Source organism: Rhizobium sp. 2MFCol3.1, assembly GCF_000377565.1.
Taxonomy (GTDB): Bacteria; Pseudomonadota; Alphaproteobacteria; order Rhizobiales; family Rhizobiaceae; genus Rhizobium.
Genome location: NZ_KB898358.1, coordinates 113,186 through 136,567, shown reverse-complemented (window position 1 = coordinate 136,567; position 23,382 = coordinate 113,186). Strand labels below are relative to the sequence as shown.

Below are 23,382 nucleotides of genomic sequence, written 5' to 3'. Positions count from 1 at the left end.
CCGGTACGGACCGGCAGAGGAAGGCTTGACGATTGAGCGGCGATAGACTGGACAGCCTACGACAGAACTCCCCGGAGGCCGCTCGCTGATGGGAGCCTATATCCTTCGCCGCCTGCTTTTGATGATCCCGACTATTATCGGCATCATGGCCATCTCATTCACCGTCATCCAGTTCGCGCCCGGCGGGCCTGTCGAGCAGGTGATCGCACAGCTGACCGGCGATGCGCAGGGCGCTGACGCCCGGCTTTCGGGCGGCGGCGGCGACCTGATGGGATCGGGCATGGATGAAGGCGGTTCGAAATATCGCGGCGCGCAGGGGCTCGATCCGGAGCTGATCAAGAAGCTCGAAAAGCAGTTCGGCTTCGACAAGCCGCCGCTGACCCGCTTCGGCGAGATGATGTGGAACTATATCCGCTTCGATTTCGGCGAGAGCTTCTTCCGCAACACCTCCGTTCTCGACCTGATCAAGGACAAGCTGCCGGTCTCGGCCTCGCTTGGCATCTGGATCATGATCTTCTCTTACGGCATCTCCATTCCGCTCGGCATCCGCAAGGCGGTGAAGGACGGCTCGACCTTCGACGTCTGGACCTCGGGCGTGATCATCATCGGCTACGCGGTTCCGAGCTTCCTGTTCGGCATCCTGCTGATTGTGCTTTTCGCCGGCGGATCCTTCTACGACTGGTTCCCGCTGCGCGGCCTCGTCTCCGACAATTTCGACCAGCTTTCGTGGTGGCAGAAGCCGCTCGACTATTTCTGGCACCTGGCGCTGCCGCTGATCTCGCTGTCGCTGGCAGCGTTTGCCACGACGACGCTGCTCACCAAGAACTCCTTCATCGAGGAGATCAAGAAGCAGTATGTGGTGACGGCGCGCGCCAAGGGGCTGAACGAGCGCAAGGTGCTCTACGGCCACGTGTTCCGCAACGCCATGCTGATCATCATCGCCGGCTTTCCCGGCGCCTTCATCTCGGCCTTCTTCACCGGCTCGCTGCTGATCGAGAATATCTTCTCGCTCGATGGACTGGGGCGGCTCGGCTATCTCTCGGTGGTTAATCGCGACTATCCGATCGTGTTCGCGACGCTCTACATCTTCTCGCTGCTTGGCCTGTTCGTCAGCCTGATCTCCGACCTGATCTACACCTGGATCGATCCGCGCATCGACTTCGAGCGGAGGGACGTGTGATGGACACCGCCGCAAAGCCCGCGACCGCCACGCCCGTCAAGCCGCCGCGCAAGGGGCTGCTCTCGCCCACCAACATAAGGCGCTGGAAGAACTTCAAGGCCAACCGGCGCGGCTACTGGTCGCTCTGGCTGTTCCTTCTCATTTTCGGGCTCAGCCTGTTTGCCGAATTCATCGCCAACGACCGGCCGATCATCGCCTCCTACAAGGGCGAGATCCTGTTTCCGGTTCTCGTCAATTATCCCGAGGAGAAGTTCGGCGGCTTCCTGGCCGAGACCGACTACCGCTCCGACGTGATCGCCGACGAGATCGAGGCCAATGGCTGGATGATCTGGCCGCCGATCCGCTATTCCTACCGCTCGGTAAACTCCAACATCCCGCACTCGGCGCCAACAGCACCCTTCTGGATGATGAGCGAGCAGGAGCGCTGCTCGGGCTATCCGCAAGGGGTGAACGACCCCAACTGCACCTGGAGCAACCTCAACTGGCTGGGCACGGACGACCAGGCGCGCGACGTGCTCGCCCGCGTGATCTACGGCTTCCGCATCTCGGTGCTGTTCGGGCTGGTGCTGACCATCTGCTCGGCCGTCGTCGGCGTCAGCGCGGGCGCCATCCAGGGCTATTTCGGCGGCTGGACCGACCTTCTTCTGCAGCGCTTCATCGAGATCTGGTCGTCGATGCCGGTGCTTTACATCCTGCTGATCATCGCCGCGATCCTGCCGCCGGGCTTCTTCGTGCTGCTCGGGATCATGCTGCTGTTCTCATGGGTCGGCTTCGTGGGCGTGGTGCGCGCGGAGTTCCTGAGAGCACGCAATTTCGAATATGTCCGGGCTGCGCGCGCGCTCGGCGTCGGCAACCGCACGATCATGTGGCGGCACCTTTTGCCGAACGCGATGGTGGCGACGCTGACCTTCCTGCCCTTCATCCTCTCGGGCTCGATCACGACGCTGACCTCGCTCGACTTCCTCGGCTTCGGCATGCCGCCAGGCTCCCCCTCGCTCGGCGAGATGATCGCCCAGGGCAAGGCCAACCTGCAGGCGCCATGGCTGGGGCTGACGGCATTCTTCGCGATGTCGATCATGCTGTCGCTGCTGATCTTCATCGGCGAGGCGGTGCGCGATGCGTTTGATCCGAGAAAGACCTTCGGATGAGGGCGGCCTCGTCATGGCAGGGGTTTGCGGGTAGAGTTGGTTGTGTTGCAGCTTTTGGAGCGTGGCCGTCATGAACAAGATTGTGCGTGATCATTATCCTGTCGCCAACCTTCCCGAGGATTTGCGGGAGGGATTGGGGGACGTGGCGACGGTGCGTGTGGTCGTCGAATCCGAGCCGCAGGCAAGTCGTGCGGCGCAGAACGACGATCCGCTGCTGCGCGACGGACCTATCGAGGCGCATGAACTGATGACTCTGCGCGAGCGCTATCTTGCCCTAGGCCACCCACGCGTTACCGAGGAAGAGGCTGTTGCCCGCATTCGTGAGCTTCGCGACGAGTGGGACTATTGATGGGTCAGTTCGGTCGGATCTATCTCGACACCAACCTCTTCATTCTTGCGTTCGAGACGGAAAGCGATGTCGCGGTCAAGGCGACCTTGATAATGTCAAAAGCCAAAGCGCAGAACCCGCCACGTTTCGTGACGAGTGAACTGACACTGGCTGAACTTCTGGTGCTGCCCTATCGCCAAAGCAATGCGTGGCTGGTCGGGCTGTATCACCAAGTCTTCAGCGGCTCCTGGCTGGACGTCCAGCCGGTCACCCGCGACATCCTTCTATCGGCCGCTCAGCTCCGAGCGATCAATACAGCCCGGAAGCTGCCCGACGCCGTTCATGTGGCGACGGCGATTGCCAGCGGCTGCACGCACCTGCTTTCCTCCGACAAGCGGATCGGACCGGGGCCGAACGAGGCCCTTCCCTTCGCCCTTGCCAAACCCGACGACGCCACCCTGACCTCCCTGATCGAGAGCCTGTCCTGATGTCCGAACCCTTGCTGTCCGTCCGCAATCTTTCCGTCGCCTTCCACCAGGGCGGCGCGACTTCAGTGGCTGTCGATGGCATTTCCTTCGACGTCAACAAGGGAGAGGTGGTGGCGCTGGTGGGAGAGTCCGGCTCGGGGAAATCGGTGTCGGCCAATTCGATCTTGCGGCTGCTCCCTTACCCCTCGGCCAGCCATCCCTCGGGCGAAATCCTGTTCAAGGGCAAGGATCTCCTGAAAGCATCGGACAAGGTGCTGCGCGAGGTGCGCGGCAACGACATCACGATGATCTTCCAGGAGCCGATGACTTCGCTCAACCCGCTGCACAATATCGAGAAGCAGATCGCGGAGATTCTGGAGCTGCACCAGGGGATCAAGGGACAAGCGGCGCGCACCCGGGTGCTGGAGCTCTTGAACCAGGTCGGCATCCGCGAGCCGGAGAAGCGGCTGAAGGCCTATCCGCACGAGCTCTCGGGCGGACAGCGGCAGCGCGTGATGATCGCCATGGCGCTCGCCAACCGGCCGGAGCTGCTGATCGCCGACGAGCCGACGACGGCGCTCGACGTCACCGTGCAGGCGCAGATTCTTGAGCTCTTGCGACAGCTGAAGGGCCAGCACGGCATGTCGATGCTGTTCATCACCCACGACCTCGGCATCGTGCGCAAGTTCGCCGACCGGGTCTGCGTGATGACCAAGGGCAAGATCGTCGAGACCGGAACGGTCGAGGAGGTCTTCACCAATCCGCAGCATCAATATACCCGCCATCTGCTGGCCTCCGAGCCGCGTGGCGAGCCGCCGCTTGCAGACAGCTCCAAGCCGATCGTGATGCAGGGATCGGACATCAAGGTCTGGTTCCCGATCAAGGCGGGGCTGATGCGCAAGGTGGTGGACCATGTGAAGGCGGTCGACGGGATCGATCTGTCGCTGCGCGCCGGGCAGACGCTTGGCGTGGTCGGCGAATCCGGATCGGGCAAGACGACGCTCGGGCTGGCGCTCACCCGGCTGATTTCCTCGCAGGGGCGGATCAGCTTCGTCGGCAAAGATATAGCCAGCTATTCATTCACCGAGATGCGGCCACTGCGCAACCAGTTGCAGGTCGTGTTCCAGGACCCTTACGGCTCGCTCAGCCCGCGCATGTCGGTAGGCGACATCATCGCCGAGGGGCTGAAGGTGCACGAACGGGGGCTTTCCTACGAGGAGCGCGACCGGCGCGTCTGCTGGGCGCTTGAGGAAGTGGGGCTCGATCCGACCACCCGCTGGCGTTATCCGCATGAATTCTCCGGCGGCCAGCGGCAGCGTATCGCGATAGCCCGCGCCATGGTGCTGAAGCCGCGCTTCGTGATGCTCGACGAGCCGACATCGGCGCTCGACATGAGCGTGCAGGCGCAGGTGGTCGATCTCTTGCGCGACCTGCAGCAGAAGCACGACCTCGCCTATCTCTTCATCAGCCACGATCTCAAGGTGGTGAAGGCGCTCGCCAACGAGGTGATCGTGATGCGCTTCGGCAAGGTGGTGGAACAGGGGCCATCGGCCGATATCTTCCGCGCGCCGAAGGACGACTACACCAAGGCGCTGATGGCGGCGGCCTTCAACATCGAGGCGCGGCCGACGCCCGCAGTGCAACACTAACGACATCAGAGCCCAGACACCATGCCAGCTTCTAAGCCAGCCCCCATTCTCGTCGATCTCAAGTTCAATCCCGATACCGTCGCGCGCATCCTCAAGACCGCCTTTCTCGATCGCGGCAGCATCAATATCGCCGATCCCGAGACGAAGGGCCGGGATCTATCCGATCTCGACTACGCGCTGCTGTGGAAGCCGGATGCGGATCTCTTCGAGCGGGCGCCGAACCTGAAAGTCATCTTTTCCGGCGGCGCGGGGGTCGACAGCTTCATGAACCTGCCCGGCCTTCCCGACGTGCCGATCGTGCGCTTCGTCGACCACAGCCTGACAACGCGGATGAGCGAGTGGGTGGTGATGCAGTGCCTGATGCACCAGCGTGGGCAGGCGGAGCACGACCGATTGCAGCGCCGGCGCGAGTGGGGCCACGACGTGGCGCCGGAGGCATCGGAGCTTACCGTCGGCGTCATGGGTCTCGGTGTGCTCGGCCAGGATGCGGTCAAGAAGCTGACGGTCATGGGCTTCAACGTCATCGGCTGGTCGCGCACGGCCAAAGAGATCGATGGCATCGAGACATTCGACGTGAGCGGGCTCGACGCATTTCTTTCGAAGACCGACATCCTCGTCGGACTGCTGCCGCTGACGCCGGAGACGACCAAATTCTATGACGCGGCGCTGTTTTCCAAACTCCGCCAGGGCGGCGCGCTTGGAAAGCCGGTGTTCATCAATGCCGGGCGCGGCAAGAGCCAGGTCGAGGCCGATATCGTCTCGGCGGTCGAAAGCGGCGTGCTTGGCGGCGCTTCGCTCGATGTCTTCGAGGTCGAGCCCCTGCCTTCGGGGAGCCCGCTATGGGATCTGCCAAACGTCTTCATCACGCCGCATGATGCGGCAAGCTCGGAGGAGAATGCGCTGTTTCGCCATGTGGAGCGGCAGATCGCCCGCTTCGAGCGCGGCGAACCACTGCAATATGTGGTCGACCGCAACCGCGGTTATTGAGGCGGGAACCATCGTTGCCGGTGGCCGTTTCTTTCCCTGATGTTTTAAGGGCGGCCGATGCCGCCCGGTTTGGGAAGGGGCAGGCATGGTCGAGCGGATCGAGAGACCGTGGAACGAAGACGCTCAGGCGCCAAAAGACACGACGACCGGGCGGACCAAACGGAAGTCGCCGACCAGCGTCCGCATCTTACGCATGCTGATCGCGGCCCTGCTTCTGGCGTTCGCCGTCTGGATTCCGGTCGAGATCTGGAGCCGCTATCACCTGCCGCAGCCGGACGAACCCACGCATGCTACGCCGGCCCCTGCTCAGGGCGGCGGCGGACAGTCCGGCACCGAGGCACCGACGCCCGCCGGGCGGGCAAATGCGCCGCAGACAAACGCGCAGTAGGCGGGCGGACGCTTGGCCCGGCTTTCGGGGAAATGGCGGGGTTGTATTTGTTCTGGACATTGCCGGCGCAGTTTTCGATAAGAAAGCGCACAGGCCGGTTGTCGTGCGCCTCTTTCGGCGCCTGCACCCGGATTGGATAGGGTGGAATCGATGGCGAAGACAGATATTGCACGGCGCGTTTACAACCACGCTTGGAAACTCGACCCCATCGTCCGCAGCCTGATCGACACGGACTTCTACAAGCTGTTGATGCTGCAGATGATCTGGAAGCTCTATCCGGATGTCAACGCCACCTTCACCGTCATCAACCGCACCAAGCGGGTGCTGCTTGCCGAGGAAATCGACGAGGGTGAACTGCGCGCGCAGCTCGACCACGCGCGCACGCTTCGCCTCTCCAAGAAAGAGATGATCTGGCTGGCGGGTAACAGCTTCTATGGCCGCGCGCAGATCTTCGAGCCGGAATTCCTGGCCTGGCTGTCGCATTTCCAGCTGCCGGAATACGAGCTTTCGAAGCGCGACGGACAGTACAGGCTCGATTTCCACGGTTCGTGGAAAGAGACCACGATGTGGGAAATCCCCGCACTCGCGATCATCAACGAACTGCGCTCGCGCTCAGCGCTACGCGCGCTCGGGCCATTTACGCTCGACGTGCTCTATGCCCGCGCCAAGGCGCGCATGTGGGAGAAGGTCGAGCGGCTGCGCGAACTGCCGGGCCTGCGCATCTCCGACTTCGGCACGCGGCGGCGCCACAGCTTCCTGTGGCAGCGCTGGTGCGTCGAGGCGTTGAAGGAAGGTATCGGCGCCGGCTTTACCGGCACCAGCAACGTGCTGCTCGCCATGGACAACGATCTCGAAGCGGTGGGAACCAACGCGCATGAGCTGCCGATGGTGGCGGCCGCGCTTGCCGAGACAGACGATGAGCTGCGCAACGCGCCCTACAAGGTGCTGCGCGACTGGAACAAGCTTTACGGCGGCAACCTTCTGATCGTGCTTCCGGATGCCTTCGGCACCGCGGCCTTCCTGCGCGACGCGCCGGAATGGGTGGCGGACTGGACGGGCTTCCGCCCCGACAGCGCGCCGCCGATCGAAGGCGGCGAGAAGATCATCGAATGGTGGAAGAAGATGGGGCGCGATCCCCGGCAGAAGATGCTGATCTTCTCCGACGGCATGGATGTCGATGCAATCATCGACACCTACAAGCATTTCGAAGGCCGTGTGCGCATGAGCTTCGGCTGGGGCACCAACCTCACCAACGACTTCGCCGGCTGCGCGCCGACCGAGATTTCCGGCCTCAACCCGATCTCGATCGTCTGCAAGGTCAGCGACGCCAACGGCCGCCCGGCCGTCAAGCTCTCCGACAACCCGCAGAAGGCAACCGGCGAGCCTGAGGAAGTGCAGCGCTACCTGAAGTTCTTCGGTACCGAGGATCTGGTCGATCAGGCCGTTCTGGTCTGAGGCGCGCTTACCGAGGCATGTGCTTTGGGGATGAGGGAACGGCCACGTGATCTCTTGACAGCGACGTGACGTCAATCTGCCGCCCGACCCCGTTCTTAAGTTAACGGCAGTCGCGTTCCGACGCTGCGTTTACAGCATATTGGCGGGGATGCAAGGCGGCATGCCACCTTGCTTCGTCATCTACATCGATCAGGCGAGACCGGCGCCTCGCTCTCGGGCGCCCGTAATCACCTTACTTGACGACGAGGATCGCCTTGCCGCGAACCCGGTCATAGAGGTCGATGATATCCTGGTTGAACATTCGCACGCAGCCGGAAGAGGCGTTCTTGCCGATCGAGCGCCATTCCGGCGATCCGTGGATGCGATAGAGCGTGTCCTGGCCATCCTGGAAGATATAGAGCGCGCGGGCGCCGAGCGGATTGCTGAGCCCCGGCGGCATGCCCTCTTTCCACTCGCTGAGCTTCGGATTGCGGCCGATCATCGACGGCGTCGGCGTCCAGGTCGGCCATTTGCGCTTCCACTGGATCACGGCCCTCCCCTTCCAGGCGCGGCCCTGTGCGCCCAGGCTGACGCCATAGCGGACCGCGCGGTCGTTCTTCAGGATGAAATAGAGGAACTTGGTCTCGGTATCGACGACGATCGAGCCCGCCGGCTCGTCGCTGTGATAATCGACCTCCTGGCGCAGATAGCGCGGGTCGACCTCTGCATAGCTGATCGCCGGCAGACGATAGCTGCTGTCGTCAAGATCGGCGTAGATCAGCGGATAATCCGGCTTGTCGACCGGGCGCGCCGGCTGCGACACGGCGGCCTCGGCGACGGGTGCCGGTGCCTCGACGGCCGGCGGCTTGGGCATGGCGACATCGACAGGCTGGGAGGGAAGCTGCGTGCAGGCCGCAAGCAGCGAAACGCCGGCCGCCGCGACAAGCGGCCGAAGAATGGAGAGGCTATGCAATTTCAGGGTATCCAATGCGAGAGGTAAGCTGTGATCCCTCTCCCTGGCCGGGCATCGGTGACCAAATTGTGTTCGCTGAGGGAAATACAGAGGGGGCCCGGGAGCTTCGGCGCGGGGTTGTTGGCGGAATGCAACAGGGGGCGTGACGCGCTGGGAATAGGGCGCAAAAAGCCGGCGTTGGCTAACGGATCACACGTCGTTGCGGAGACGGAGATAGCAGCGTCGATTTCCGAGGAAATGGCGGACAAGGTGGGATTCGAACCCACGGTACGCTTTCACGTACACACGCGTTCCAGGCGTGCGCCTTAAACCACTCGGCCACCTGTCCTGCTGCTTGATTTGGCACCCTTCGGCGCAAATCGTTGGAACGGCGCGATATATACCGAGGAATTTTCAGGGATCAACCTAAATCTAACAGTTTTTTGACTTCTTCCAGCAAAAGTGCCGGAATGCGGTCCATTGCGGTTCCGGCGGCAGGGCACTAGTGTCTTGATGTCTTGGAGAATGGGCGCAACTGGCCGGGCCAAATCCGGCGGATCGGTGGCGGAGAGTGTAATGCGTTTCCTTTTGCGTTTGGCGAGCCTGATCGCGCTGGCGGTTGCGGTGATTGCCGGAACGATCGACAGCATCCAGTCCGTGGCGGCATCCTCCGTCGTCATCACGCCGATGGGCGATGCCTGGCAGGACATGAGCGCATCCTCCTTCGAGGCGCTGCAATCGACCATCGCCTACTATATCCACCCCCGCTTCTACACGATCGCCTTCCAATGGCTGATGATGCAGCCTGCCTTCGCGGTGTTCCTCGTGCTTTCGCTGTTGCTGTGGATGGCGGGGTACAAGAAGCCGCCGGTGGCCGGCCGTTTCGCGGCTTAGGTGAGACGCTGGTCTCAGGCATGTTGTCCACATTTATGCTACCTGACGTGGCGGCGATCGCCTTTGAGCTGCCATGCGCGCATGACGCGGACACGAGGCGCATCGCGGCTGGAGGTGCATGGCGGCGCCCCAAATGGCTAGAAAAATCGCATTTTAGCGGTGCTTTTGCGTAAAAAACGATTGCGCTGGCCGGTTTTTACGCAATGTCGGCAATTTTTTACCAGCCGAAAAATTTCTCGTGAATTTTCATTGGAGCCATGCAAGGATGCGGCAAGCCAGGCCTCCGGGGGGAGGTCGGTGTTCCGCAGACATGCCTGAAAACGGGCTTGCGGGAGGACCCCTAACAAATAGCAACAACAGGGCTGCACAATGAAAAAATCCCTTCTGACCGTCCTTGCCGTGGCTGCCATGTCCACGACGGCGCTCGCTGCCGACGTCAAGCCGGCACTGGTCTACGGCACCGGCGGAAAGTTCGACAAGTCGTTCAACGAAGCCGCCTACAATGGCGCCGAGAAGTTCAAGAAGGAAACCGGTATCGCCTACCGCGACTTCGAGCCGACCGGCGACACCCAGGGCGAACAGGCCATCCGCAACTTCGCCAGCCGCGGCTTCAACCCGGTTGTTGCCGTCTCCTTCGCCTGGACCTCGGCGATCGAAAAGGTTGCCGCCGAATTCCCGGACACCAAGTTCATCATCGTTGACGCCGTTGTCGACAAGCCGAACGTCCGCTCGGTCGTCTACAAGGAAGAAGAAGGTTCGTACCTCGTCGGCGTTCTCGCCGGCATGGCATCGAAGACCGGCAAGGTCGGCTTCGTCGGCGGCATGGACATTCCGCTGATCCGCAAGTTCGAGTGCGGCTACGAGCAGGGCGCGCGCGCTGCCAACGCCAAGATGGAAGTGTTCCAGAACATGACCGGCACGACCGGTGCTGCATGGAACGACCCGGTTCGCGGCGGTGAGCTCACCAAAAACCAGATCGACCAGGGCGCCGACGTGATCTACGCGGCGGCCGGTGCAACCGGTCTCGGCGTTCTGCAGACCGCCGCCGACAACAAGAAGTTCTCGATCGGCGTCGATTCGAACCAGAACCACCTGCATCCGGGTTCGGTCCTCACCTCGATGGTCAAGCGCGTCGACCTCGCCGTCTACAACGCCTACACCGACACCAAGGCCGACAAGTTCACCGGCGGCGTACAGTCGCTCGGCGTCAAGGAAGACGGCGTTGCTGCTGCCATCGACGACAACAACAAGGCGCTGATCACGCCTGAAATGCTGGCCGCCGTCGAAAAGGCCAAGGCAGACATCATCGCGGGCACCGTCAAGGTTCACGATTACACCTCGGACAACGCCTGCCCGAAGTGATCCGCGCCTGAAATTGGGCGTATGGCGGAATTGATTTTCGCCATACGCCCTTTTCGTATCTGGAGCCTGCTGTGACTGACACGCCCGCTATCGAACTTGTGGGCATCGACAAGAAATTCGGTGCCGTCCACGCCAACAAAGATATCAACCTCACTGTCGCCAAGGGGTCCATCCACGGCATCATCGGGGAGAACGGAGCCGGAAAATCGACGCTGATGTCGATCATCTACGGCTTCTACCACGCCGATCAGGGCGAGATCCGGGTCAACGGCCAGGCCGTGACGATCAAGGACAGCCAGACGGCGATCGCAACCGGTATCGGCATGGTGCACCAGCACTTCATGCTGGTCGACAATTTCACGGTGCTCGAGAACATCATGCTCGGCGCCGAGGGCGGAGCGCTGCTCGCGAGGGGCGTGGCGTCTGCCCGCGCCGAGCTGAAGCGGCTGGAAAAGGAATACGGCCTCGAGGTCAACCCGGATGCGCTGATCGAGCAGCTCCCCGTCGGCCTGCAGCAACGCGTCGAAATCCTCAAAGCCATGTATCGCGGCGCCGAGATCCTGATCCTCGACGAGCCCACGGGCGTTCTGACGCCGGCTGAAGCCGACCACCTCTTCCGCATCCTCAAAGTGCTGCGCGACCAGGGCAAGACGGTCATTCTCATCACCCACAAGCTGCGCGAGATCATGGCGATCACCGATACGGTGTCGGTCATGCGCCGCGGCGAGATGGTGGCCACCCGCAAGACCGCGGAGACGACGGTCGAGGAACTGGCCGAGCTGATGGTGGGCCGCCGCGTGCTCTTGCGCGTGCAGAAGGGCGAGGCCAATCCCGGCAAGGTCATCCTGTCGGTGCGCAATCTGACGGTGAAGGACGACCGCGGCGTCGTCATGGTCGACAACGTGTCGTTCGACGTGCGGGCCGGCGAGATCGTCGGCGTGGCGGGCGTGGCCGGCAACGGGCAGTCGGAACTTCTCGAAGCGATCGCGGGCATCCGCAAGCCGCATTCGGGCGAAATCCTGCTCGACGGGCAACCGATCGACAAGGCCGATCCGGCGCGGCTGCGCGAGCTCGGGCTCGCACACATCCCCGAGGACCGCCACCATATGGGCCTCGTGCTGAAGTTCGAGGAATACGAAAATTCGGTGCTCGGCTATCACCGCAAACCTGAATACAGCAAGGGCCCGCTGCTCGATCTCGAAGCGATCCGCAAGGATGCGATGGAGAAGATCGAGAAATACGACATCCGGCCGCCGAACCCACGGCTGAAGACCGCCAACTTCTCCGGCGGCAACCAGCAGAAGATTGTCGTCGCCCGCGAAATCGAGCGCGACCCGACGGCGCTGATCATCGGCCAGCCGACGCGCGGCGTCGATATCGGCGCCATCGAATTCATTCACCGCCGGATCATCGAGATGCGCGACGCGGGCAAGGCGATCCTGCTCGTCTCCGTCGAGCTCGACGAAATCCGCGCCCTTTCAGACCGTATCCTTGTCATGTTCGCCGGCCATGTCGTCGGCGAGAAGACGCCCGATGCCGGTGAACAGACCCTCGGCCTGATGATGGCCGGCATTGCCGCGTGAGGCCTTGATGAGCACTGCTTCCACTCCCCTACCCCGCTGGATCAACTACGGCCTCATCCCGATCCTGAACCTTCTCACCGCCTTCCTGATATCCGGCTTCGTCGTCTGGCTGATCGGCGAAAGCCCGATTGGGGCGCTGCAGCTTCTGATCGAAGGCGCGCTCGGGAGCGGCGAAGGCATCGGCTTTACGCTCTACTACGCCACCAGCTTCATCTTCACCGGCCTTTCGGTGGCGGTCGCCATCCATGCCGGGCTGTTCAACATCGGCTCCGAGGGCCAGGCCTATCTCGGTGGCCTCGGCTGCGCGCTGGTGGCGCTGGCGCTCGACAAGTTCGTGCCGTGGTATGTGACCATGCCCGTGGCCGTGATCGGCGCCGGCCTGTTCGGCGCGGCCTGGGCCTTCATTCCGGCCTGGCTGCAGGCCAAGCGCGGCAGCCATATCGTCATCACCACGATCATGTTCAACTATATCGGCGCGGCGCTGATGGTCTATCTGCTGGTGCACGTGCTGATCGTGCCGGGCAAGATGGCGCCCGAGACCCGCACCTTCCTCGAAGGCGGGCAGCTGCCGAAGCTCGGCTGGATCATGGACATGTTCGGCGCCAAGCTGGGCGCGGCTCCGTTCAACGTCTCCTTCATCATCGCGCTGGTGGCGGCCTATTTCGTCTGGCTGCTGATCTGGCGCACCAAGCTCGGCTTCGAGATGCGCACGCTCGGCGTCAGCCCGAGTGCGGCCGCTTACGCCGGCATTCCCTATGCGCGCATCGTCATCATCGCCATGCTGCTTTCGGGCGCGCTGGCGGGGATGATGGCGCTCAATCCCGTCATGGGCTCGTCGGCCCGCCTGCAGGTCGAGTTCGTCGGCGGCGCCGGCTTCGTCGGCATCGCGGTGTCGCTGATGGGGCGCAACCATCCCGTCGGCATCGTGCTCTCGGCGATCCTGTTCGGCATCCTCTATCAGGGCGGCGACTGGATCTCGTTCGAGATGCCCAACATTACCCGCGAGATGATCCTCGTGATCCAGGGTCTGGTGATCCTGTTTGCCGGCGCGCTTGAATATATGTACCGGCCGGCGATGGTGCGTCTCTACCAACAGTTCAAGCGGGCGTAAGGAGCGCGACGATGGAATATTACGACATCTTCATCAGCGTTCTGAGCTCCACCATCCGCCTGTCGATCCCGCTGATCTTCACGGCGCTGGCAGGCCTTTTCTCCGAACGCGCCGGCGTCTTCGACATCGGGCTCGAGGGCAAGATGCTGGGCTCGGCCTTTGCCGCCGCCTGCGTCGCCTATCTCACCGATTCCGCCTGGGCGGGGCTTTGCGCCGGCATCGTCTGCTCGGTGGCGCTGAGTTTCGTGCACGGCTTTGCCTCGATCACCAACCGCGGCAACCAGATCATCTCGGGCGTCGCGATCAACTTCTTCGTGGCCGGTATCACCATCGTGCTCGGCCAGGCCTGGTTTGGCCAGGGCGGGCGCACGCCGCAGCTGGCCGGCGACGCGCGCTTTACGCCGATCACGCTTCCGGGTGCCGACGCGGTGCGCGAGGTGCCGATCCTCGGGCCGCTCTATGCCAACGTCATCTCCGGCAACAATATCCTGACCTACCTCGCCTTCCTGGCGGTGCCGCTTTCGTGGTGGATCCTCTACCGCACGCGCTTCGGTCTTCGTCTGCGCGCCGTCGGTGAAAATCCGGGTGCGGTCGATACCGCCGGCATCTCGGTGAGCTGGCTGCGCTACCGCGCCGTCATCTGCGCCGGCATTCTCTGCGGCTTCTCCGGCACCTATCTGGCGATCGCGCAGTCGGCCGCCTTCATCAAGGACATGTCGGCTGGCAAGGGCTATATCGCGCTTGCCGCACTCGTCTTCGCCAAGTGGAAGCCGGTGCCCGTCATGTTCGCCTGCCTGCTGTTCGGCTTCCTCGATGCACTTGGGAATTTCATGCAGGGCAAGCCGATCCCCGGCATCGGCGAAGTGCCGGTGCAGATCTTCCAGGCCCTGCCCTATATCCTCACCTGCGTGCTGCTCGCGGGCTTCATCGGCAAAGCCATCCCGCCGAAGGCCGGCGGCGCACCCTATGTCAAGGAACGCTAAGACCATGTCCCACGACCTCTTCGAAGCTGCCCGCGGCGCCATGGCATTCGCTCATGCGCCCTACTCCAAGTTCCCCGTCGGCGCTGCGATCCGCGCCGAGGACGGAAAGGTGTATACCGGCGCCAACATCGAGAACCTCTCCTTCCCTCAGGGCTGGTGCGCGGAGCCGACAGCAATCAGCGCCATGATCATGGGCGGAGCGAAGAAGATCGTCGAGATGGCCGTGATCGCCGAGAAGCTGCCGCTCTGCCCGCCCTGCGGCGGCTGCCGGCAGAAGATCTCGGAATTCGCCTCCAAGGATACGAAGATCTATCTCTGCGACGAAGCCGGCGTGCAGAAGACCATGACCATGGACGAGCTGCTTCCCTTCAGCTTCGAGACCGAACTCTGATGCAGGCGGCGCTCGACCTGCTGAAATCGCGGCTCGGCGGGCTTTCGCCGCGCTACGGCGTCATCCTCGGCTCCGGGCTCGGCTCGCTGGTGGCGGAGCTCAAGGATGCGGTTCGTATCCCCTATCAGGACGTTCCGGGCTTCCCCGTCAGCGCGGTTTCCGGCCATGCCGGCGAGGTCGTGGCCGGCACGCTTGGCGGCGCGCCTGTGATCATGCTGTCGGGGCGCGTGCATTTCTACGAGAAGGGCGACGCCAACGCCATGCGGCGGCCGATCGAGGTGTTGAAGGCGCTCGGCGTCGAAGCGCTGATCCTGACGAATTCGGCGGGATCGCTGCGCGAGGATCTGGCGCCGGGATCGGTGATGCAGATCACCGATCACATCAACTATTCCGGCATCAACCCGCTGATCGGCGAGGAGAGCGACCGTCGCTTCGTGGGCATGACCAATGCCTATGACACCGAGCTTGCTGACGCGATGCGGCGGGCGGCGGAGAAGACGGGGACAGCGCTTTCGCAGGGCGTCTACATGTGGTTCTCGGGCCCGAGCTTCGAGACGCCGGCGGAGATCCGCATGGCGCGTATTCTCGGCGCCGATGCGGTGGGCATGTCGACCGTGCCCGAGGTCATCATTGCCCGAATGCTTGAGATGAGGGTTGCGGCGGCTTCCGTTATCACCAACTATGGGGCCGGAATGACCGGTTCGGAACTGAGCCACGACGAAACCAAGGAGATGGCGCCCATCGGCGGTGCCCGTCTTGCCGCCATCCTGAAAGAGATGATCGCGGCTGGAGGAAATGACGCATGAGCAATCACTCGCTGAAGGAAACGGCGGCCGTGGCGCTGTCGTTGCTTGATCTCACCAACCTCAAGGACGACTGCACGGAAGCGCAGATCGAGGCCCTGTGCGCGCGCGCGCAGACGCCCTACGGCAATAGCGCCGCGATCTGCATCTGGCCGCGCTTCGTGGCGCATGCGCGCTCGATCCTCGGCAGCGGCCATCCTGTGAAGATCGCCACCGTCGTCAACTTCCCCTCGGGCGACATGGAAGTCGCCGACGTGGCGGCCGAGACGCGCGAGGCGATCGCCGACGGCGCCGACGAGATCGATCTCGTCATCCCCTATCGCAAGTTCATCGCCGGCAGCGGCCGGGCCGTTACCGACATGGTGGCCGCCGTGCGCGCCGAATGCGGCGAGGCGGTGCTGTTGAAGGTGATCCTCGAGACCGGCGAGATCAAGGATGCGGCGATGATCCGTCGCGCCTCGGAACTGGCGATCGAGGCAGGTGCCGACTTCATCAAGACCTCGACCGGTAAGGTGTCCGTCAACGCGACGCTTGAAGCCGCCGACATCATGCTGCGCGCCATTCGCCAGAGCGGTCGCAAGGTCGGCTTCAAGCCGGCGGGCGGCATTGCCTCGGTGGCGGATGCGGCGCTCTATCTGAGCCTTGCCGAAACGATCATGGCACCCGACTGGCCGATGCCCTCGACCTTCCGCTTCGGCGCTTCCGGTGTGCTCGACGATATCCTCGCGGTTCTTTCCGGCACGCAATCGGCACCGGCGACCGCCGCGAGCTACTGAGATGATCCCGCAGGAGATCATTCGCCGCAAGCGCGACGGCGCGGTGCTGTCCGATGACGATATCCAGGCGTTTATCGCAGCTCTTGCGGCGGGCAAGCTCTCCGAAGGGCAGATCGGTGCCTTTGCCATGGCCGTGTGGTTCAAAGGGATGCGCCGCGAGGAAACCGTTTCGCTGACCATGGCGATGGCGCGCTCCGGCGACATGCTCGACTGGAGCGATCTCGACCGGCCGATCGCCGACAAGCATTCGACCGGCGGCGTCGGCGACAATGTCTCGCTGATGCTGGCGCCGATCGCCGCGGCCTGCGGGCTGGCTGTGCCGATGATCTCGGGGCGCGGGCTCGGCCATACCGGCGGAACGCTCGACAAGCTGGAATCCATACCAGGCTATACGGTTACCCCTGACGCCGCACTGTTTCGCAAGGTGGTGCGCGAGGCGGGCTGCGCCATCATCGGCCAGACGGCTGCGCTGGCGCCGGCCGACGGCAAGCTCTACGCCGTGCGCGACGTCACGGCGACCGTCGATTCCATTCCGCTGATCACCGCCTCGATCCTGTCGAAGAAGCTGGCCGCCGGGCTGCAGACGCTGGTGCTCGACGTGAAGGTCGGCAACGGCGCCTTCATGGCCTCCTCCGACGAGGCCGAGCAGCTGGCACGGTCGCTGGTCGAGGTGGCCAATGGCGCCGGGCTGAAGACCTCTGCTGTGATCACCGACATGAACCAGCCGCTGGCGGATGCCGTGGGCAACGCGCTGGAGATCCGCAACGCGATCGCGTTCCTCGCGGGCGAGAAGAGCGGCACGCGGCTGGAACAGGTGGTTCTTGCCTTCGCGGCCGAGATGCTTGTCCAGTCGGGCGTCGCATCCTCGCGAGAGGATGGCGAGGCGCGAGCGGCCGTGGCGCTATCATCGGGCAAGGCGGCGGAGATATTCGGGCGCATGGCGCATACGTTGGGCGGCCCGTCCGACCTCCTGGAGAAGCCCGACAGCTATCTGCCCACTGCCCCGGCCATCCGGCCTGTCGTGGCCACGCGAAGCGGCTGGCTTGCGGCCTGCAACAGTAGGGATATCGGCATGAGCCTGATCGATCTCGGCGGCGGGCGGCGGCATCCGGATGACCGGATCGACCATCGGGTGGGGTTCAGCGATATCCTGCCGCTCGGCACGCGCGTCGAGCGCGGCGAGCCGATCGCCTTCGTGCATGCGGCGAGCGATGATGCGGCGGAGATAGCGGCTGCGGCGCTTCAGGCGAACTACACGATCAGCGACAGCGCGCCCGCGCTGCCACCAGTCATTTCATCGCGCTTCTGATTACTGCTTCATGCTGAGCGAGCCGTCGGCGACCGCATAAGAGGCGAGCTTCTTCAGGAAGCTCATACCAACCAGCGTCGAGGACAGCGCCTCGTCCTTCAGGACGAAAGCCTCGACGTCGCGCACCCGGATGCCGCCGATCTCGACGCGGTCGAGCATGATATGCGCGGCCTTGGTCTGGCCGTTGGCGGTGTTGACCGAATAGCGGAAATCGAGCTGGTTGGCGGTATAGCCGAGACGGCGGGCCATGGTCTCGTTCAGCGCGACATAGGTGGCGCCGGTGTCGATCAGGCCGGAGACCGACTTGCCGTTGATGCGGAAATCGCCGGTGTAGTGGCCCTGCTGATCGGCCTGCAGGAGCATGCTGGTGCCATTGCCTGAGATTGCGGTCGTGGGCGTGGGATCGACCGCGCCGGAGACGAAATTGGCGGAGATCGGGCCTTCCGGCCGTGCGGGCGTGCTTCCGATGAAGGAAGGAACCTGTGTGGCAAGCACCGCGGCGATGCTTGCGAATATGACTGTACGCAAGAGCATGGAAACAGAAATCCTTCCTGTATAAACCGTGCATCATGCGCGGCCGTATCTTTAGCAGCTAAGCCACAATTGCTGAAAAGTTGCTAACGGCGGAAGGAGATAAGGCCTGGAAACATAGTCCAGGCCCCATGTAACATTTCAAATGGTAAACGGCTCGTTAATTACTTCGTGCCGTACATGCGGTCGCCGGCATCGCCGAGACCGGGCATGATATAGCCCTTCTCGTTGAGATGGCTGTCGATCGAGGCCGTGTAGATCTTCACGTCGGGATGAGCTTCCTGGAAGTTCTTGATGCCCTCCGGGGCAGCGAGCAAGCAGAGGAAGCGGATGTTGGTCGCGCCGCGCTCCTTCAGCTTGTGGATGGCCGCGATCGAGGAGTTACCGGTCGCGAGCATCGGGTCGACCACGATCATCAGGCGTTCGTCGAGCGCTTCGGGCGCCTTGAAATAGTATTCCACCGGCTGCAGCGTGTCGTGATCGCGGTACATGCCGATATGCGAGACGCGGGCGGAGGGAACCAGCTCCAGGATGCCTTCGAGCAGGCCGTTGCCGGCGCGCAGGATCGACACGAAAACCAGCTTCTTGCCTTCGAGGATCGGCGATTCCATCGTCTGCATCGGCGTTTCGATGGTTGCCATCGTCAGCTCGAGATCGCGCGTCACCTCGTAACACAGGAGCGTGGAGATTTCGCGCAACAGGCGGCGGAAGCTGCCCGTCGACGTTTCCTTGCGCCGCATGATGGTGAGTTTGTGCTGCACGAGCGGATGATCGATGACCGTTACGCCGTTCATGGCCGAGCCCTTTCTTTAGCTGTTCTTAGCGCATGTTTCTTCCACGGAATTTGTCTCCGCCGCAAGAGCGGAGGGCAAATTGCACCTATGATCCCCAATCTGGGATCCCCAATCCGACCCGGATCGGGACGGATCAGAGCTTCGCCAGAAGCGCGCTACGGGTTTCCTCGTCGACGAAGGCGGCCTCGATGCCGGTGCGGGTGATCGCATCGATCTCGGCGTCGCTGAAGCCGAAGACGGAGGAAGCGAGCTCGTATTCCCGCTCGAGCGAGGTGTGAAAGAAGGGCGGATCGTCGGAGCTGATGGTGACGCGCACGCCGGCCTCCTTCAACGCCCGCAGCGGGTGCGACTGGAAATCCGGGAAGACCTTGAGCGCGATGTTCGAGCCCGGGCAGACTTCCAGCACGGTGCCGAGGTCAGCCAGCCGCTTGACGAGATCCGCGTCTTCAATAGCGCGCACCCCATGGCCGATGCGGGCTGGGCGAACGGCATCCAGCGCATCTGTAACGCTGAAGGCGCCGCAGACTTCGCCGGCGTGGATGGTGAGGCCGAGGCCGGCGTCGCGGGCGATATCGAAGGCCCGCGCATAATCGGCCACGCGGCCCATGCGCTCCTCGCCGGCGAGGTTGAAGCCGGTGATAAGGGGGTTACGGGCGCTTGCGGCGTATTCGGCGGCGCCGATGACGCTCTCGGGACCGAAGTGGCGCTCGCCGGTGACAATCAGCCGGGCCTCGATGCCCGACGCCGCCTTGGCGCGGCGGATGCCCTCGCAGACGCCTTCGATATAGGCGTCGGCTCCAAGGCCGATGCGCTTGCCGTGATCGGGCGAGACGATGAGCTCGCTATAGATCGTGCCGATCGCTGCGAGCTCGGCCAGATAGGTTTCGGTGAGCAACGCATAGTCCTCGTCGGTCTTGTAGACCTCGGAGATCTTGTCGTAGCACTCGAGGAAGCTTGCGAAATCATGCCAGACATAGGCGCCGTCCTTCAGATAGGCGCTGATGTCGATGTTGTACTTGCGGGCCTGCGCCAAAGTGAGCGCCGGCGGAGCGGCACCTTCCAGATGACAGTGCAGCTCGACCTTCTTCAGATGTGACGTCACAGAAAACTCCTCCCGTGCGGGCCGGCGGGGATGCGCAGATGCTGGGCGATGGTCTCGCCGATATCGGCGTAGCTCGAACGAATGCCGAGATTGCGCGGGCGGTGGCCGGGGCCGTAGGCGATGATGGGAACCCGCTCGCGGGTGTGATCAGTGCCCCGCCACGTCGGGTCGCAGCCGTGGTCGGCGGTGATGATGACGAGATCGCCGGGCTTCAGCTTGCCGCCGACTTCCGACAGGCGCGCGTCGAAGGCCTCGAGGGCTGCGGCATAGCCCGGCACGTCGCGGCGGTGGCCGTAGAGCATGTCGAAATCGACGAAATTGGTGAAGACGAGATCGCCATCCTCGGCGACATCCATGGCGTCCAGCGTCGCATCCATCAGCGCCGCATTGCCGTTGGCCTTGACGACCCGCGAGACGCCCTGGTGGGCGAAGATATCGCCGACCTTGCCGACGGCATGGACGGTGCGGCCTTCCTTCACCAATCGGTCGAGCAGCGTCGGCTCGGGCGGCGGCACGGAGAAATCGCGGCGATTGCCGGTTCGCTCGAACGTCGCCCTGGTTTCGCCGACGAAGGGGCGGGCGATGACGCGGCCGATGTTTTCGCGGTCGAGAAGGGCGCGGGCGATGGCGCAGAAGGTCATCAGCCGCTCAAGGCCGAAATGCTTCTCGTGGGCGGCGACCTGGAAGACGGAATCCGACGAGGTGTAGCAGATCGGCTTGCCGGTGCGGATGTGTTCCTCGCCGTAGCGGACGATGATATCGGTGCCCGAGGCGTGGCAATTGCCGAGGATGCCAGGCACCTCGGCGGCGCGGCACAAGGCCTCCACGAATTCAGGCGTAAAGGCGTCGCCCTCAGTCGGGAAATAACCCCAGTCGAAATTGACAGGCGTGCCCGCGATTTCCCAATGACCTGACGGCGTGTCCTTGCCGCGCGAGACTTCGTTGGCGGAGCCGAAGCTGGCATAGACCTTCTCGGCCATAGGCATGCCCACGGGGATCTTGCCGGATGCCGCCTTTGCGAGGTGCAGGAGGCCGAGCGCCGACAGGTTCGGCAGCTTCAGCGGTCCTGATCGCAGGCCTTCACGATCGCCCAGGCCGGCGGCGCAGAATTCGGCGATATGGCCAAGCGTATCCGCACCCTCGTCGCCATAGGCGGCCGCATCGGGCGCACCACCCACGCCGAAGGAATCCATCACGAATAGAAAGGCACGCGGCATGTTTCACCCGACACTGAAAAGCTGGCGCGCCGGATTGCCGGCCGCCGGGTCACAAGCCTTATAACGGAGACGGAAAGATGGCAAATGCGGGTGCAGGCGCGTGCCGCTCAGCAGTCGCTGCAGAGAACGTTGTCGCCCTGGCGCTGCCGGTAGTAATAGGTGCGGCTGATGGTGATGATGCTGTCGTTCGGCATGAGATTGGGGCCGAAGAGAAACAGCCTGTAGGGCACCGTCAGCTCCGAGCGGACGAGAAAGCTGTTGGCCTTCTTCAAGTCGGCAGGAACGGTGACTGCGGCGTTGACAGCGTAGGGACGGCTGTTGTCCTGCGCCCATGACCATTTAACGGTCGGGTTGGCGGAAGCATCGATCTGGATGCCGGTGACCTTCAGGGTTATGCGGTTGCCCATGTTATAGGGCACGAAGATCGACGCGGCGACATTGGGCATGTCCGAGAGCCAGGACTTGGTCACGGTTTGCTGCTGGGTAATGACATCGGCGACAGTCGCCGCGGCGCGGGAGGCGCGTTTGCTGACGCTGAGGCCGATCGTTACCTCGAACGCCCCGACATAAAGCATGACCAAAATCGGAAAAAGGATCGCGAACTCGATCGCGCCCATTCCGTCGCGATCGCCAGCTAGGCGACGAGATAGAACACCAAGTTTCGAGATCATACCGCTCAGCCTCATCACGGATACTGCTCGTTCTGGAAGGCAGCCGTCGCGACAATCAGAAAGTATGCCGACGATCCGTCGGTCGGCTTCACATTCGAAATATACGGCCGGATCAGATCGGTGATCACCTGCCACTTGTAATAGGCTCGAACCATATTGATGGTTCCCGCCCCGCCCGGCGCATATTGAAAACCCGAGGTGTCGATATCAGCGTTCGCCGCCGTCGATTTCTTCGGAATGGTTGTAGGAATGGCAGCGAAAGTCGCAAACTTCTGAACATCGACGAAAAGCTTGCTCGGCGTTGCCGCTTCCGTCGCCGAGCAGGTGATCAGGATCGAAATCTCCTTGCAGAAGGCGGTGCGGAAGGCGGTTCGGTCGGTGTTCGTGGCGGTGATCTGGCCGGTACGGATCTTGCGGCCCAGCGTATCGACTGCGTTGGACACGAGCTCCTCGCCGGCAAAGGCGATGAATGTCTCGATGATCGCGAAGACCACCATGAAATAAGGAATGGCGAGTAGGGCGAATTCGATCGCGGCGGCGCCGTCACGCGAGCGCCTGAAAGCGGCAATGGACCACCGCCGCCTGCATTGGCGCCGATCCGTCCGTTCCGCTGTTTGATCCAATTCCGTCATGGCCTGTACCCGACACAGCTTCGATCATGCACTTTTAGGTGCCGAACGTTGATTTTCCGTTTCAAGCCGGTTCAGAAATTTAACAACAAGTAAAAGAGGCTCGGTTAGGGGCCGGTCGCACCGGCGCTGGCACCTGCGGCGGCCGTCGTGTCGCTGTGCTGCTCGCAGTTCGGCGTGCAGGACAAAACCGTGCGCTCCGTCTGGCGGAAGACACGCACCGTGTTGGCTTCATCGATGGATACGAGGATGCTCTGATCGAGGATGGCGTTGCCGTCGGCATCGAGCAGGACGAGATTGGTGCTGCCGAAGCTGCGGCCTGTCAGCACGATGGTCTTGGCGTCGGCGACCGTCGCATCCGCCACCTTTGCATTGCCGACGATGACCTTGCTGACGGGACGATCGAGCTTCAATACGCGCGCCTGGTCCATATAGACCCTGAGCATCTGCTGCTGTTGGGCGAAGGCCGGGGCGCAGACAGTTGTGCAAGCCGCCGCGGCGGCAAGAACACTGGCAAGGACTAGCCTTATGCCGCTCGATGACATCTGGATTCTCTCACGATCACGACGCTAACTTACCGGGAGCATAGAAAAAAATGGTGCATGAAACCTTAATATTGCGACCGGCTCGTCCATAATGAGACGTTAACGCGCCAAAGGCAGTAGCGTAACGAGACATACGGCTTTCACGATT

25 protein-coding genes and 1 tRNA gene are annotated in these 23,382 nt (G+C 62.9%); 17 read left to right on the top strand and 9 right to left on the bottom strand.

All coding sequences use genetic code 11. The features are described from left to right. The first annotated feature begins 88 nt into the window (after window positions 1–88). The 8 genes from D460_RS0114140 to pncB all read left to right on the top strand — a co-directional run bounded on the left by D460_RS0114140 (window position 89) and on the right by pncB (window position 7,602). Window positions 89–1,180, top strand: coding sequence for a microcin C ABC transporter permease YejB (locus D460_RS0114140; protein WP_018899212.1), 1,092 nt, complete (start codon window positions 89–91; stop codon window positions 1,178–1,180). Next, window positions 1,180–2,328, top strand: coding sequence for an ABC transporter permease (locus tag D460_RS0114135; protein WP_018899211.1), 1,149 nt, complete (start codon window positions 1,180–1,182; stop codon window positions 2,326–2,328). The genes D460_RS0114140 and D460_RS0114135 overlap by 1 nt, the downstream gene beginning before the upstream one ends. 70 nt (window positions 2,329–2,398) lie before the next feature. Continuing rightward, window positions 2,399–2,677 (top strand): hypothetical protein, encoded by a 279-nt coding sequence (locus tag D460_RS33040; protein ID WP_018899210.1) that lies wholly within the window; start codon window positions 2,399–2,401, stop codon window positions 2,675–2,677. After that, window positions 2,677–3,144, top strand: a complete 468-nt coding sequence (locus tag D460_RS0114125) for a PIN domain-containing protein (protein ID WP_018899209.1) — start codon at window positions 2,677–2,679, stop codon at window positions 3,142–3,144. Before D460_RS33040 ends, D460_RS0114125 begins: the two co-directional genes overlap by 1 nt. Beyond that, entirely contained in the window at window positions 3,144–4,772 is a 1,629-nt protein-coding gene (locus D460_RS0114120) for an ABC transporter ATP-binding protein (protein WP_018899208.1), read from the top strand. Before D460_RS0114125 ends, D460_RS0114120 begins: the two co-directional genes overlap by 1 nt. Before the next feature lie 21 nt (window positions 4,773–4,793). Then, entirely contained in the window at window positions 4,794–5,759 is a 966-nt protein-coding gene (locus D460_RS0114115; protein WP_018899207.1) for a glyoxylate/hydroxypyruvate reductase A, read from the top strand. Window positions 5,760–5,844: 85 nt separating this feature from the next. Further along, on the top strand, window positions 5,845–6,147 hold the full coding sequence (locus D460_RS33035; protein WP_018899206.1) for a hypothetical protein: 303 nt from the start codon (window positions 5,845–5,847) through the stop codon (window positions 6,145–6,147). 150 nt (window positions 6,148–6,297) lie between these two features. Continuing rightward, a complete protein-coding gene (gene pncB, locus D460_RS0114105; protein WP_018899205.1) occupies window positions 6,298–7,602 on the top strand; it encodes a nicotinate phosphoribosyltransferase in 1,305 nt (434 codons plus the stop codon). A gap of 232 nt (window positions 7,603–7,834) precedes the next feature. Here pncB and D460_RS0114100 read toward each other — a convergent pair whose 3' ends face one another. Together D460_RS0114100 and D460_RS0114095 are read right to left on the bottom strand one after the other, a co-directional pair. Beyond that, window positions 7,835–8,554, bottom strand: coding sequence for a L,D-transpeptidase (locus tag D460_RS0114100; protein ID WP_037111397.1), 720 nt, complete (start codon window positions 8,552–8,554; stop codon window positions 7,835–7,837). Between the two features lie 238 nt (window positions 8,555–8,792). Next, a tRNA-Ser gene (locus D460_RS0114095) sits at window positions 8,793–8,882 on the bottom strand. 227 nt (window positions 8,883–9,109) lie between these two features. Here D460_RS0114095 and D460_RS0114090 point away from each other — a divergent pair. The 9 genes from D460_RS0114090 (at window position 9,110) to deoA (ending at window position 17,745) form a co-directional block, all read left to right on the top strand. Further along, window positions 9,110–9,427, top strand: coding sequence for a hypothetical protein (locus tag D460_RS0114090; protein ID WP_018899203.1), 318 nt, complete (start codon window positions 9,110–9,112; stop codon window positions 9,425–9,427). A gap of 369 nt (window positions 9,428–9,796) precedes the next feature. Continuing rightward, window positions 9,797–10,789 (top strand): BMP family ABC transporter substrate-binding protein, encoded by a 993-nt coding sequence (locus tag D460_RS0114085; RefSeq protein WP_018899202.1) that lies wholly within the window; start codon window positions 9,797–9,799, stop codon window positions 10,787–10,789. Between the two features lie 71 nt (window positions 10,790–10,860). Continuing rightward, window positions 10,861–12,372 (top strand): ABC transporter ATP-binding protein, encoded by a 1,512-nt coding sequence (locus D460_RS0114080; RefSeq protein ID WP_018899201.1) that lies wholly within the window; start codon window positions 10,861–10,863, stop codon window positions 12,370–12,372. Between the two features lie 7 nt (window positions 12,373–12,379). Beyond that, window positions 12,380–13,483, top strand: a complete 1,104-nt coding sequence (locus D460_RS0114075) for an ABC transporter permease (RefSeq protein WP_018899200.1) — start codon at window positions 12,380–12,382, stop codon at window positions 13,481–13,483. Between the two features lie 11 nt (window positions 13,484–13,494). Next, window positions 13,495–14,466, top strand: coding sequence for an ABC transporter permease (locus D460_RS0114070; RefSeq protein ID WP_018899199.1), 972 nt, complete (start codon window positions 13,495–13,497; stop codon window positions 14,464–14,466). A gap of 4 nt (window positions 14,467–14,470) precedes the next feature. Then, entirely contained in the window at window positions 14,471–14,857 is a 387-nt protein-coding gene (locus tag D460_RS0114065) for a cytidine deaminase (RefSeq protein ID WP_018899198.1), read from the top strand. After that, window positions 14,857–15,663 carry a purine-nucleoside phosphorylase gene (locus D460_RS0114060; protein ID WP_018899197.1) on the top strand — a complete coding sequence of 269 codons (807 nt, stop codon included), beginning with the start codon at window positions 14,857–14,859 and terminating at the stop codon, window positions 15,661–15,663. Before D460_RS0114065 ends, D460_RS0114060 begins: the two co-directional genes overlap by 1 nt. Beyond that, window positions 15,660–16,436, top strand: a complete 777-nt coding sequence (deoC, locus tag D460_RS0114055; protein ID WP_018899196.1) for a deoxyribose-phosphate aldolase — start codon at window positions 15,660–15,662, stop codon at window positions 16,434–16,436. The genes D460_RS0114060 and deoC overlap by 4 nt, the downstream gene beginning before the upstream one ends. Before the next feature lies 1 nt (window position 16,437). Next, complete coding sequence (gene deoA / locus D460_RS0114050; protein WP_018899195.1) at window positions 16,438–17,745, top strand: thymidine phosphorylase; 1,308 nt, start codon at window positions 16,438–16,440, stop codon at window positions 17,743–17,745. On the opposite strand, the gene D460_RS0114045 is transcribed toward deoA, so the two are convergent. The 7 genes from D460_RS0114045 to D460_RS0114015 form a co-directional block, all read right to left on the bottom strand. Next, on the bottom strand, window positions 17,746–18,279 hold the full coding sequence (locus tag D460_RS0114045) for a TIGR02281 family clan AA aspartic protease (RefSeq protein WP_018899194.1): 534 nt from the start codon (window positions 18,277–18,279) through the stop codon (window positions 17,746–17,748). A 161-nt stretch (window positions 18,280–18,440) separates the two neighbouring features. Then, window positions 18,441–19,070 (bottom strand): uracil phosphoribosyltransferase, encoded by a 630-nt coding sequence (gene upp / locus D460_RS0114040; RefSeq protein WP_018899193.1) that lies wholly within the window; start codon window positions 19,068–19,070, stop codon window positions 18,441–18,443. A 133-nt stretch (window positions 19,071–19,203) separates the two neighbouring features. Next, window positions 19,204–20,172: an adenosine deaminase gene (locus D460_RS0114035; RefSeq protein WP_018899192.1), complete on the bottom strand. Its 969-nt coding sequence runs from the start codon at window positions 20,170–20,172 to the stop codon at window positions 19,204–19,206. Further along, on the bottom strand, window positions 20,169–21,389 hold the full coding sequence (locus D460_RS0114030) for a phosphopentomutase (RefSeq protein WP_018899191.1): 1,221 nt from the start codon (window positions 21,387–21,389) through the stop codon (window positions 20,169–20,171). The genes D460_RS0114035 and D460_RS0114030 overlap by 4 nt, the downstream gene beginning before the upstream one ends. 107 nt (window positions 21,390–21,496) lie before the next feature. Then, complete coding sequence (locus D460_RS0114025) at window positions 21,497–22,060, bottom strand: TadE/TadG family type IV pilus assembly protein (protein ID WP_245267749.1); 564 nt, start codon at window positions 22,058–22,060, stop codon at window positions 21,497–21,499. Window positions 22,061–22,074: 14 nt separating this feature from the next. Then, complete coding sequence (locus D460_RS0114020; protein WP_018899189.1) at window positions 22,075–22,692, bottom strand: TadE/TadG family type IV pilus assembly protein; 618 nt, start codon at window positions 22,690–22,692, stop codon at window positions 22,075–22,077. Window positions 22,693–22,796: 104 nt separating this feature from the next. Further along, window positions 22,797–23,234 carry a pilus assembly protein N-terminal domain-containing protein gene (locus D460_RS0114015; protein ID WP_026283129.1) on the bottom strand — a complete coding sequence of 146 codons (438 nt, stop codon included), beginning with the start codon at window positions 23,232–23,234 and terminating at the stop codon, window positions 22,797–22,799. Window positions 23,235–23,382: the final 148 nt, after the last annotated feature.

Coding starts and splice junctions, on each gene's coding strand:
- D460_RS0114140 (WP_018899212.1), top strand. CDS start 89: ATGGGAGCCTATATCCTTCGCCGCCTGCTTTTGATGATCCCGACTATT.
- D460_RS0114135 (WP_018899211.1), top strand. CDS start 1,180: ATGGACACCGCCGCAAAGCCCGCGACCGCCACGCCCGTCAAGCCGCCG.
- D460_RS33040 (WP_018899210.1), top strand. CDS start 2,399: ATGAACAAGATTGTGCGTGATCATTATCCTGTCGCCAACCTTCCCGAG.
- D460_RS0114125 (WP_018899209.1), top strand. CDS start 2,677: ATGGGTCAGTTCGGTCGGATCTATCTCGACACCAACCTCTTCATTCTT.
- D460_RS0114120 (WP_018899208.1), top strand. CDS start 3,144: ATGTCCGAACCCTTGCTGTCCGTCCGCAATCTTTCCGTCGCCTTCCAC.
- D460_RS0114115 (WP_018899207.1), top strand. CDS start 4,794: ATGCCAGCTTCTAAGCCAGCCCCCATTCTCGTCGATCTCAAGTTCAAT.
- D460_RS33035 (WP_018899206.1), top strand. CDS start 5,845: ATGGTCGAGCGGATCGAGAGACCGTGGAACGAAGACGCTCAGGCGCCA.
- pncB (WP_018899205.1), top strand. CDS start 6,298: ATGGCGAAGACAGATATTGCACGGCGCGTTTACAACCACGCTTGGAAA.
- D460_RS0114090 (WP_018899203.1), top strand. CDS start 9,110: ATGCGTTTCCTTTTGCGTTTGGCGAGCCTGATCGCGCTGGCGGTTGCG.
- D460_RS0114085 (WP_018899202.1), top strand. CDS start 9,797: ATGAAAAAATCCCTTCTGACCGTCCTTGCCGTGGCTGCCATGTCCACG.
- D460_RS0114075 (WP_018899200.1), top strand. CDS start 12,380: ATGAGCACTGCTTCCACTCCCCTACCCCGCTGGATCAACTACGGCCTC.
- D460_RS0114070 (WP_018899199.1), top strand. CDS start 13,495: ATGGAATATTACGACATCTTCATCAGCGTTCTGAGCTCCACCATCCGC.
- D460_RS0114065 (WP_018899198.1), top strand. CDS start 14,471: ATGTCCCACGACCTCTTCGAAGCTGCCCGCGGCGCCATGGCATTCGCT.
- D460_RS0114060 (WP_018899197.1), top strand. CDS start 14,857: ATGCAGGCGGCGCTCGACCTGCTGAAATCGCGGCTCGGCGGGCTTTCG.
- deoC (WP_018899196.1), top strand. CDS start 15,660: ATGAGCAATCACTCGCTGAAGGAAACGGCGGCCGTGGCGCTGTCGTTG.
- deoA (WP_018899195.1), top strand. CDS start 16,438: ATGATCCCGCAGGAGATCATTCGCCGCAAGCGCGACGGCGCGGTGCTG.
- D460_RS0114045 (WP_018899194.1), bottom strand. CDS start 18,279: ATGCTCTTGCGTACAGTCATATTCGCAAGCATCGCCGCGGTGCTTGCC.
- upp (WP_018899193.1), bottom strand. CDS start 19,070: ATGAACGGCGTAACGGTCATCGATCATCCGCTCGTGCAGCACAAACTC.
- D460_RS0114030 (WP_018899191.1), bottom strand. CDS start 21,389: ATGCCGCGTGCCTTTCTATTCGTGATGGATTCCTTCGGCGTGGGTGGT.
- D460_RS0114025 (WP_245267749.1), bottom strand. CDS start 22,060: ATGATCTCGAAACTTGGTGTTCTATCTCGTCGCCTAGCTGGCGATCGC.
- D460_RS0114020 (WP_018899189.1), bottom strand. CDS start 22,692: ATGACGGAATTGGATCAAACAGCGGAACGGACGGATCGGCGCCAATGC.
- D460_RS0114015 (WP_026283129.1), bottom strand. CDS start 23,234: ATGTCATCGAGCGGCATAAGGCTAGTCCTTGCCAGTGTTCTTGCCGCC.